This is a genomic window from Pseudomonas sp. 18.1.10 (assembly GCF_024655625.1).
GTDB lineage: Bacteria > Pseudomonadota > Gammaproteobacteria > Pseudomonadales > Pseudomonadaceae > Aquipseudomonas.
The window spans coordinates 1-10,811 of sequence record NZ_JANLGL010000184.1 but is presented as its reverse complement, the minus strand read 5'-3'; the positions used below and the strand labels follow the sequence as shown (position 1 = coordinate 10,811).

Sequence of the window (10,811 nt, the reverse complement as noted above, 5' to 3'; positions counted from 1 at the left end):
CCCAAGATCGTGGGGCCGCTGCGCACTCCAGCGGGAGCAAGCTCCCTCGCCACAAGAAGCCTGCTGTCAGTTGTCGTAACCCAGGTTTGGCGCCAACCAACGCTCCGTCACAGCCAGGTCCTGGCCTTTACGCGCGGTGTAGCTCGCCACCTGGTCCTTGTCGATCTTGCCCACGGCAAAGTACTGCGCTTGCGGGTGCGCGAAGTACCAGCCGCTGACCGCCGCTGCCGGGAACATCGCGTAGTGCTCGGTGAGGAACACGCCGCTGCGGCCGGCTTCCATCTCGCGGGCTTCGGGATCGAGCAGTTGGAACAGGGTGCCTTTCTCGGTGTGATCCGGGCACGCCGGGTAACCGGGGGCAGGGCGGATGCCGCTGTATTGCTCCTTGATTAGCGCCTCGTTGTCCAGTTGCTCGTCCTTGGCGTAACCCCAGTAGTCTTTACGCACTTGCTGGTGCAGCCACTCGGCGCAGGCTTCGGCCAGGCGGTCGGCCAGGGCCTTGACCATGATCGAGTTGTAGTCGTCGCCCGCGTCCTGGTAAGCCTTGGCCACTTCCTCGGCGCCGATGCCGGCGGTGGTGATGAAGCCGCCCACGTAGTCGGTTACGCCGCTGTCTTTTGGCGCAACGAAGTCGGCCAGGGAGAAGTTCGGCTTGCCGTCGGTCTTGATGATCTGCTGGCGCAGGTGATGCAAGGTCGCCAGTGGCTGGCCATCATCGCCATAGACTTCCAGGTCGTCGTCCTTGACCTGGTTGGCCGGCCAGAAGCCAAACACCGCACGGGCGCTGATAAGCTTTTCGTCGATCAGCTTGGCGAGCATTTCCTGGGCATCGGCGTACAACGCGGTCGCCGCTTCGCCGACGACTTCATCGGTAAGGATGCGTGGGAACTTGCCCGCCAGGTCCCAGGAAATAAAGAACGGTGTCCAGTCGATGTACTCGGCCAGCACCTTGAGGTCGATGTTGTCCAGCACCTTGGCGCCGGTAAAGGTCGGCGTCACCGGGGTGTAGGTGCTCCAGTCGAACTGCGGCTTCTTGGCGATGGCCGCCGGGTAGCTCAGGCGTTCGGTTCGGGCGCTGCGGTTGGAGGTGCGCTCACGCACGTCGATGTAGTCCAGGCGGGTTTTCTCGACAAAACCGGCCTTCAATTCCTTGGACAGCAACTGCGTGGCCACGCCCACCGCGCGGGAGGCGTCGGTCACGTAGATCACGGCATCGTTGCTGTACTTGGGTTCGATCTTCACCGCCGTGTGCGCCTTGGACGTGGTGGCGCCACCAATCATCAAGGGCAGGTGAAAGTCCTGGCGCTGCATCTCGCGGGCCACATGCACCATCTCGTCCAAAGATGGCGTGATGAGGCCGGAGAGCCCGATGATGTCGCACTTCTGCTCCTTGGCCACCTGGAGGATTTTCTCCGCCGGCACCATCACGCCCAGGTCGACGATGTCATAGCCGTTGCAACCCAGCACCACGCCGACAATGTTCTTGCCGATGTCATGCACGTCGCCTTTGACCGTGGCCATCAGGATCTTGCCCTTGGCTTCTGGCTTGTCGCCTTTTTCCAGCTCGATGAACGGGATCAAGTGGGCCACGGCCTGTTTCATCACGCGGGCGGATTTCACCACTTGTGGCAGGAACATTTTACCTGCGCCAAACAGGTCGCCGACGATGTTCATGCCCGACATCAGCGGGCCTTCGATCACTTCGATCGGGCGTGCGAACGACTGGCGCGATTCTTCGGTGTCTTCAACGATATGGGTGGTGATGCCCTTGACCAGTGCGTGTTCCAGGCGCTTGTTGACTTCCCAGCCACGCCATTCCTCGGTCTCGGCTTCTTTTACGCTGCCGTCGCCCTTGTACTTGTCGGCGATGGCGAGGAGGGCGTCGGTGCCTTCGGGGGTGCGGTTGAGCACCACGTCTTCCACGGCGTCACGCAGCTCGGCCGGGATCTGGTCGTAGATCTCCAGTTGGCCGGCGTTGACGATACCCATGGTCAGACCGTTGCGGATCGCATGCAGCAGGAACACCGAGTGGATCGCCTCGCGCACCGGGTTGTTGCCGCGGAACGAGAACGACACGTTGGACACGCCACCGGAGGTCAGCGCATACGGCAGTTCGTCACGGATATAGGCACAGGCGTTGATGAAATCGACGGCGTAGTTGTTGTGCTCTTCGATACCGGTGGCGACCGCGAAGATGTTCGGGTCGAAAATGATGTCTTCCGGCGGGAAGCCCACTTCATTGACCAGGATGTCGTAGGAGCGTTTGCAGATCTCTTTCTTGCGCGCTTCGGTGTCGGCCTGGCCGGCTTCGTCGAAGGCCATTACCACCACCGCCGCGCCGTAGCGCTTGCACAGCTTGGCGTGGTGGATGAACTGTTCGACGCCTTCCTTCATGCTGATGGAGTTGACGATGCCCTTGCCCTGGATGCACTTCAGGCCGGCTTCGATCACTTCCCACTTGGAGGAGTCGATCATGATCGGTACGCGGGAGATGTCCGGCTCGCCGGCGATCAGATTGAGGAAGGTGACCATGGCCTTCTTCGAATCGAGCATGCCCTCGTCCATGTTGATATCGATCACCTGGGCGCCGGCTTCCACCTGCTGCAGGGCGACTTCAAGGGCTTCGGTGTAGTTGTCTTCGCGGATCAGCCGGGCGAAGCGCGCGGAACCGGTGATGTTGGTGCGCTCGCCGACGTTGACGAACAACGAGCTGCGATCAATGGTGAACGGCTCCAGGCCCGACAGGCGGCAAGCCTTGGGAATATCCGGGATCGGGCGCGGTGCGTAACCGGCCACGGCCTTGGCGATGGCCTCGATGTGCCCCGGCGTGGTGCCGCAGCAACCGCCGACGATATTGAGGAAGCCGCTCTGGGCGAACTCTTCGATGACCTTGGCGGTTTCCGACGGCAGTTCGTCGTACTCGCCGAATTCGTTGGGCAGGCCGGCGTTGGGGTGCGCGGAGACGTGGGTGTTGGCCTTGTTCGACAACTCTTCCAGGTACGGACGCAGTTCGCTGGCGCCCAAGGCGCAGTTGAGGCCCACCGAGATAGGCTTGGCGTGGCTGACGGAGTTCCAGAACGCTTCGGTGGTCTGGCCCGACAGGGTACGGCCGGAGGCGTCGGTGATGGTGCCGGAAATCATGATCGGCAGTTCGACGCCCAGCTCTTCATACACGCCCTGCACGGCGAAGATCGCGGCCTTGGCGTTGAGGGTGTCGAAGATGGTCTCGATCAGGATCAGGTCGGCGCCGCCTTCGATCAGGCCTTGGGTGGCCTCGGTGTAGTTTTCCACCAGTTCATCGAAGGTCACGTTGCGGTAGCCGGGGTTGTTCACGTCGGGCGACAGCGAGCAGGTGCGGCTGGTCGGGCCGAGCACGCCGGCGACGAAGCGCGGCTTGTCCGGGTTTTCCAGGGTCTTGGCGTCGGCAATCTTCCGGGCCAGGCGTGCGCCTTCGACGTTCAGCTCGTAGGCCAGTTCTTCCATGCCGTAGTCGGCCATGGAGATGCGCGTGGCGTTGAAGGTGTTGGTTTCGAGGATGTCGGCGCCGGCATCCAGGTAGGCCTTTTCGATGCCACCGATCACGTCGGGACGGGTGAGCACCAACAGGTCGTTGTTACCCTTGACGTCGCTGGGCCAGTCGGCGAAGCGTTTGCCACGGTAGTCTTCTTCTTCCAGTTTGTAGCTCTGGATCATCGTGCCCATACCACCGTCGAGGATCAGGATACGTTCCTTGAGGGCTTGATGAAGGGCTTGCAGACGAACGCTACGATCGGACATGGGACTACTCTAGGTCAGGCATTACGGAGGGCGTGAATCATAGCAAACCTGTGCCGATTTGGAGCATGTGCAGGTTTTGCATGAATATCGTTCATGTTGCTTGGGGGTGTGGCCCGGTAGAATCACCGGCAAATTTTTAGCGCACGCATTGAATCGGGACCGGGTACATGTCATTTCGTCTTATCGTCAGCGCCGTCCTGGCATTGATCGCCAGTACCGCCCAGGCCGCAGCTCCCGCCCCGGCGATTTCCTACACCCGCGATGTCCAGCCGATCTTCACCGAGAAGTGCGTGGCCTGCCACGCCTGCTACGACTCCGCCTGCCAACTCAACCTGGGCAGCGCCGAGGGCGCGGCCCGTGGCGCGAGCAAAATGCCGGTATACGACGGCGAGCGCAGCCAGGCCACGCCGACCACCCGCTTGTTCTATGACGCGTTTGGCAAGGCTGCCTGGCAGCAAAAAGGCTTCTATTCGGTGCTGGACGCCCAAGGCAGCCAGGCGGCGCTGATGGCGCGCATGCTGGAACTGGGCCACAACGCGCCGCTGCAACCCAACGCCAAGCTTCCCGAAGAGATCGTGCTGGGGCTCAACCGTGAAAACATGTGCGCCACGCCCGGCGAGTTCAACGCCTACGCCGGCGCCCATCCCCGGGAAGGCATGCCGTTGGCCGTCACCGGCCTGACCGACCAGCAGTACCAGACCCTGCAACGCTGGCTCGCGTCCGGCGCGCCGATTGACGAACAAGGCCTGGCCCCAAGCGCCAAGGAAGCCCTGCAAGTGCAGCAGTGGGAAAACCTGCTCAACCAGCCCGGCGCCCGGGAAAGCCTGGTGGCGCGCTGGTTGTTCGAGCACCTGTTCCTGGCACACATCTATTTTGAAAACGGCGAGCCGGGGCATTTCTTCCAATGGGTGCGTTCGCGCACGCCCAGTGGCCAGCCGATCGACCTGATCGCCACCCGTCGCCCGAACGATGACCCGGGCACCCGCGTGTACTACCGCCTGTGGCCGGTGCAGGGCGTGATCGTGCACAAAACCCACATCACGTACCCGTTCAGTGCCGCCAAAATGGCGCGCATCAAGGAGCTGTTCTACGCCGGTAACTGGCAGGTCAACGCCTTGCCGGGTTACGGCCCGGGCCGTCGCGCCAACCCGTTCGAAACCTTTGAAGCGATCCCGGCCAAGGCGCGTTACCAGTTCATGCTGGATAACGCCGAATACTTCGTGCGCACGTTCATTCGCGGGCCGGTGTGCCGTGGGCAGATCGCCACGGATGTGATCCGCGACAACTTCTGGACCCTGTTCCAGGACCCCGATCATGACCTGTACATCACCGATGCACGCTATCGCGGCCAGGCCACGCCCTTGCTGGCCATGCCGGGGCAGAACGATGACGTGGGCAGTGTGTTGAGCCTGTGGCTGGCCTACCGTGACAAGCGCAACGAATACGAGGCCCTGCGCCGCGACAGCTACGCCGATCTGCCGCCGCCGAGCTGGTCGAGCCTGTGGGCCGGCAATGACAATGCCTTGCTGAGCATCTTCCGCCACTTCGACAGCGCCTCGGTGAACAAGGGCTTGATCGGCGAAGTCCCGCAAACGATGTGGCTGTTCGACTACCCGCTGCTGGAGCGCACCTATTATCAGTTGGCGGTGAATTTCGACGTGTTCGGCAACGTCTCGCACCAGGCCCAGACGCGGTTGTATTTCGACCTGATCCGCAATGGCGCCGAGCAGAACTTCCTGCGCCTGATGCCGGCGAATTCCCGCGATGACTTCCTTGATGACTGGTACCAGAACAGCGGCAAACTCAAGCTGTGGCTGGACTATGAAGCCATTGACGACGACAAGCCCACCGGCCTGCACCTGGACGCCAAGGACCCGAAACGCGACTTCGCCAACCAGTTGCTGGCCCGTTACGGCGACCTCGACGCCAGCCCGGACCCGATCAACCGTTGCGCGGGCGCCTTCTGTTCGCGTGACGGCATCGACCCGGCCTTGCAGGACGCCGAACAAGCGCTGAGCCGCCTAACGTCGCGCCCGGCGGCGGGCCTCAAGGTCATCGACCAACTGCCCGAAGCGACCATGCTGCGGGTCGAAACCGCCAGCGGCAAGCGTGTGGTCTACAGCATGCTGCGCAACCGCGCCCACAGTAACGTGGCGTTCCTGCTGGGTGAGGCCTATCGCTATCAGCCGGGCCTGGACACCGTGACCATCTATCCCGGCGTGCTGAGCAGCTACCCGAACTTCATGTTCAACATCCCGGCCCAGGACGTGCCCGAGTTCGTCGCGCAAATGGAGCGGGCCAAGGATGCCAAGCGCTTTGAAAAAATCGTCGATCGCTGGGGCGTACGCCGCAGTCATCCGTTGTTCTGGCAGTACTTCCACGATTTATCGCAGTACATCCGCGAAACCACGCCGGTGGAAGAGGGTGTGTTGGACATGAACCGCTACGAGAACCTATAACTGTGCACGTGATCCGGTCATCTCTCTAAGCGGGCGCTGAAGCAGTCGGATATCTACCTCGCGGGACTTGGAAAAGGTAAGCCGATGATGTTGATTTCAGTGCAGGCGCTTCGGGCCTTGGCGGCGTGGGTGGTGGTGGGGCATCACTTCATTCAGGTGTTTTTCAATTTTGAGGTGGATGCGCCACTGGCGTATCTGTTCGCCGACAAAGGCGGCATTGGCGTCGATGTGTTCTTTGTCATCAGCGGCCTGGTGATTTTTCTCGCCACCGCCGACAAAGCGCTGACACCTGGGCGGTTCATGCTCATGCGCGTGGCACGGATCGCCCCGGCGTACTGGTTTTATACCCTGCTCATGGCCGTTCTGGCGGTGGCGGTGCCTTCGCTGATTCCAGAGGTTCGCTTCGAGCCGGCTCATATGCTTTTGTCGATGCTGTTTATCCCGGCTGAAAATCCCGCGGGATTCGGCGTTTATCCGCTGCTGGATGTGGGCTGGACCCTGAACTTCGAGATGTTGTTTTATCTGCTGTTCGCCTGTGCCTTGCTCGTGCGTGGGGCCTATCGATTGGGGGTGGTGGCGGCGCTGCTGTATCTCGTGTGTTACATCATCACCCCCGCCCTGGACTTTGCTGACGGGTTCTACAGCAATGACATGGTCTTCGAATTTTTGATGGGCATTGGGATTGGCATGCTGTATCGCCGAGGCCTGTGTCGGGCCACGGCATGGGTGCCTTTGTTGGGCATCGCGGCTGCATTCGTGGCGATTTGGCATGGGGCGGATGTGCCGCGTGCCTTGGAGTGGGGCGTGCCGAGCGCGATACTGGTCATCAGTTGCGTGACGCTGGAGCCTTACTTCAAGGACTTGCGCTTTTTGAAGCGGCTGGGGGATTGTTCTTATTCGGTGTATTTGCTCCACGTGCCGGTGTTGTGCGCGGGGCGGTGGGTCGTCGAGCGCACGGGCGTAGATCCCTATGCGATCCTGCCTGTTTGCCTCCTGGTGACGGCATTCGGCGCACTTTTGAGTTACGAATGGTTAGAAAAAGCTACCTATCGCAGGCTCAAGGGTTGGTTTGGCATTGATGAACCGACATCCCTTTCCCGACAAAAATACTAGGACTTTGTACCTCTGTAATGATTTGGCGTAAACTGCCGGCAAGCCTGTGAGGAGTTTCCATGACTGCCATAACCATTACCGACGCCGCCCACGATTACCTGGCTGACCTGCTGTCCAAGCAGAACACCCCGGGTATCGGCATCCGCGTCTTTATCACCCAGCCTGGCACCCAGTACGCCGAGACGTGCATTGCCTACTGCAAGCCAGGGGAAGAGAAACCTGAAGATACCGCGCTGGGGCTGAAAAGCTTCACCGCCTACATCGACGCCTTCAGCGAAGCCTTTCTGGATGACGCCGTGGTTGACTACGCCACCGATCGCATGGGCGGCCAGTTGACCATCAAGGCGCCCAACGCCAAGGTGCCAAACGTCAACGCCGACAGCCCGGTGAACGAGCGCATCAACTACTACCTGCAAACCGAGATCAACCCAGGCCTGGCCAGCCACGGCGGCCAGGTCAGCCTGATCGACGTCGTGGACGACGGCATCGCCGTGCTCAAGTTCGGTGGCGGCTGCCAGGGTTGTGGCCAAGCGGATGTGACCCTGCGCGAAGGCATCGAGCGCACCCTGTTGGAGCGTATCCCGGAGCTCAAGGGTGTTCGTGACGTGACCGACCACACGCAGAAAGAAAACGCCTACTACTGAGTAAGGCGTTCACTGCGAAGAAAAAAACGGCGCCTCGTGAGCGCCGTTTTTTTATGCTTTTTTTTCAATGCTTTGCACTATCTGCCTAACAAAGCAGATCAACTGTGGGAGCTGGCTTGCCTGCGATAGCGGTACATCAGCAGGCACATGTATTGCCCGACACACCGCCATCGCGGGCAAGCCCGGCTCCCACAGGGTTTTGCATTGATCTTTGGGTCTGTTCAGGGGCGATAGAGATGGGCATGTCCCGCCCGGTACAGCGACGATTCACTGAAGCTGTCACTGGCCAACACCCGGCCCACCACGATCAACGCTGTGCGCCGGAACCCCTTGGCCGCTACTTTCTCGGCAATATCACTCAAGGTCCCAACTGCCCAATCCTGATCCGGCCACGTCGCGCGATGCACCACGGCAATCGGGCAATCCGCGCCATAGTGCGGCAGCAGTTCGGCGACGATTTTCTCCAGATGGTTGACCCCCAGGTGAATCGCCATGGTCGTGCCGTGGCGGGCCAGGCTGGCGAAATCCTCACCGGCGGGCATGCGGGTCTTGTCGGCATAGCGGGTGAGGATCACGCTTTGGGCGATATCCGGCAGGGTCAGCTCTGCCTCCAGCAACGCTGCGCAGGCTGCCACTGCGGTGACGCCAGGGATGATCTGGAAAGGGATGCCCAACTCGCGCAAATGACGGATCTGCTCGCCAATCGCCCCATACAGGCTCGGATCACCGGAATGCACGCGCGCCACATCCTGGCCTTTTGCATGGGCCGCCTGGATCAAATCGATGATCTGTTCCAGGTGCAGTTCGGCGCTGTTGACCAGGGTTTCTGCCTGATGGCCGTCCAGTACCGCCGCAGGCACCAGCGAGCCGGCATAGATAATCACCGGGCAACTGCGGATCAGCCGCTGGCCTTTGACGGTGATCAATTCCGGGTCGCCGGGGCCTGCGCCGATGAAGTAGACGGTCATGGGGGATTCCTGTTGAAAAGCGGGCGAGCATGAAGATTGCTCATGATCGAGAAGGGCGATTATCGGGTTTTTAGTCGGCGCACGCCAAGGCAAAGGTGGCCTGGGCGGTTTTTTGGCGGGTAATCAGCAGGCGGGCAGGGCTGCCACCGAGGTGTTCCGCCAACGCCAGAGCGGCGCTTTCGGCAATGCCATAACAGCCGGTATGGGCAAAGGCGACGACGGATTTGTGGCTCAAGCGGTCGGCATACACCGCCAATTGCGGCGCGGTGAAACAGTGCAGCGGCAGCTTCAACGTTGCGGCCAGGGCCAGCAATCCGGGCTCATCGCTTTTGCGGTCGATACTCGCCAGCGCGGTGATGCGGTGACGCTCGATACCGCCCTCGGCGAGGGCGGATTCAAGCAGGCCCAGCAGGGTGTGAACCTCACAACCCCGCTGGCAACCCAGGCCGACCACCAGGGTCATGCCGAGTATTGATCGCTGCGATTGCGGCGGAACAGCCAGGCGCTGATTAGGCCCAGCGCCAGCCAGAAGGCGACGTTGGTCAGCTGCGAAGCGATCTTGAACTGCGCTTCCAGGGCCTCTGGTGCAAGCATCGAATGCACTTCCGGTTGCGGTGCGCCAACCACATGGGGCACTACCAGGATCGCTGCACCCAGTGCTTTTAGCAGCCAGTTGCGACCGAACACGATCAGCGCGATACCGGCTGCGGTGGACGCTGCGGTGCCGATCCACCACGTCTGGCGCAGCGCGAGATCAGCGGCAGCCGTGCCTGGCAACTCAGGTGGCAGGCCCAGGGTCGGCGCCAGCACAAAGGTTGCGTAACCGGCCAACCCCCACAGCAGCCCTTGGGCAGTGCGGGTCGGTGCCCGCAGGGTGTACAGGCCGGCGAGCATCAGCGCGAAACCGACCGCCACCACCAGGTTGCCACCGGTGGTAGACAGCACGCGCTGCCAGCCGTCTTCCGGCTCCCAGGCTTCGGCGTCATGGGTGTGGGCGGCAGCGCCAGCGGCGTGCTCATGCACCACTTCGGTGGCGGCCGGGGCTTTTTCAAAGGTTTCCGCCTGCAAAATCAGCGGGGCGACCCAGAAGCTTTGCAGCAGGGTCAGCAGCAGGGCGGCCGCAAGGCCAGTGAAACCTGCGGTTTGCGCAATACGCTTGATCATGTCGGCAGGTCTCAGTGGCACGGGAACGCGGCGCTGTGGCGGGTATCGTGGGCGGCGTTATGCACGGCCTCGATATGGGAGAAACCGGCGAAATACACCAGGCACGCGCCGAGGATCGACGCACCGATGGCGGCGGTCAGGCGTTGACTCAGGGTCGAGGTGCTGCTGGCGGAGTGCGAGGTGCTGCTGATGATCGACATGGCGCGTCCCTTTCAGGTGTCAGGGTGAAGCGAGCGCATGAAAACCCCGCGAGCCAGGCACGCAGGGTTCTGAACAGCGCCCGCCCACCGCGGGTTTGTTATCTGATTTTTTCGGGCCGGTCTCCGGGCTTGCGAGGGGCTCAATGCCTGAAAACGTCGCCTTCCCATGCTGTCTGGCACAGTGGATATGACGTTTCGCTCGCTTACCGTTGCGGGGGCAGCACCGGACTGGTCATATCGCTATGACGCACCGGTTTCCCGTTTCACCCTTTGCAGGGCACCCGAAACAAGATGTGTAGGAGAGCATGGGGGTGGGAGGGGAGTCAATTGGGATGTGGTTTTTGAGGGTGGTGGTGGTGGTGGTGGTGGTGGTGGTGGTGGTGTACATATCCGTTAGTTAGGTAACGGCGGCTTAGGGTTCCGCTCTTACAGCGGGTCACTTTGGAAAAGCCCCAAAGTAACCAAAGGGCTCTTGCCCCAACACTC

8 protein-coding genes and 1 riboswitch are annotated in these 10,811 nt (G+C 61.4%); of the genes, 3 read left to right on the top strand and 5 right to left on the bottom strand.

The features are described 5' to 3' along the window. Positions 1–66: 66 nt before the first annotated feature. A complete protein-coding gene (metH, locus tag NUV89_RS23375) occupies positions 67–3,777 on the bottom strand; it encodes a methionine synthase (protein WP_257783183.1) in 3,711 nt (1,236 codons plus the stop codon). A gap of 167 nt (positions 3,778–3,944) precedes the next feature. Between metH and NUV89_RS23370 the strand changes: the two genes are divergently transcribed. The 3 genes from NUV89_RS23370 to nfuA all read left to right on the top strand — a co-directional run bounded on the left by NUV89_RS23370 (position 3,945) and on the right by nfuA (position 7,993). After that, a complete protein-coding gene (locus tag NUV89_RS23370; RefSeq protein ID WP_257783182.1) occupies positions 3,945–6,236 on the top strand; it encodes a fatty acid cis/trans isomerase in 2,292 nt (763 codons plus the stop codon). An 87-nt stretch (positions 6,237–6,323) separates the two neighbouring features. Continuing rightward, the gene (locus tag NUV89_RS23365; RefSeq protein WP_257783184.1) at positions 6,324–7,349 is read left to right on the top strand and encodes an acyltransferase; all 1,026 of its coding nucleotides are present in this window, start codon (positions 6,324–6,326) and stop codon (positions 7,347–7,349) included. Between the two features lie 59 nt (positions 7,350–7,408). Continuing rightward, positions 7,409–7,993 (top strand): Fe-S biogenesis protein NfuA, encoded by a 585-nt coding sequence (gene nfuA / locus NUV89_RS23360; RefSeq protein WP_003190728.1) that lies wholly within the window; start codon positions 7,409–7,411, stop codon positions 7,991–7,993. Positions 7,994–8,214: 221 nt separating this feature from the next. Here nfuA and cobM read toward each other — a convergent pair whose 3' ends face one another. From cobM to NUV89_RS23340, 4 genes are all read right to left on the bottom strand, one after another. Then, positions 8,215–8,961: a precorrin-4 C(11)-methyltransferase gene (gene cobM, locus NUV89_RS23355; RefSeq protein WP_257783181.1), complete on the bottom strand. Its 747-nt coding sequence runs from the start codon at positions 8,959–8,961 to the stop codon at positions 8,215–8,217. 70 nt (positions 8,962–9,031) lie between these two features. Further along, a complete protein-coding gene (locus NUV89_RS23350; protein ID WP_257783180.1) occupies positions 9,032–9,424 on the bottom strand; it encodes a cobalamin biosynthesis protein in 393 nt (130 codons plus the stop codon). Then, positions 9,421–10,125, bottom strand: coding sequence for a CbtA family protein (locus NUV89_RS23345; RefSeq protein WP_257783179.1), 705 nt, complete (start codon positions 10,123–10,125; stop codon positions 9,421–9,423). The genes NUV89_RS23350 and NUV89_RS23345 overlap by 4 nt, the downstream gene beginning before the upstream one ends. 11 nt (positions 10,126–10,136) lie before the next feature. Continuing rightward, positions 10,137–10,325 carry a CbtB-domain containing protein gene (locus NUV89_RS23340; protein ID WP_012723860.1) on the bottom strand — a complete coding sequence of 63 codons (189 nt, stop codon included), beginning with the start codon at positions 10,323–10,325 and terminating at the stop codon, positions 10,137–10,139. Positions 10,326–10,421: 96 nt separating this feature from the next. Further along, positions 10,422–10,625: riboswitch (cobalamin riboswitch) on the bottom strand. Positions 10,626–10,811: the final 186 nt, after the last annotated feature.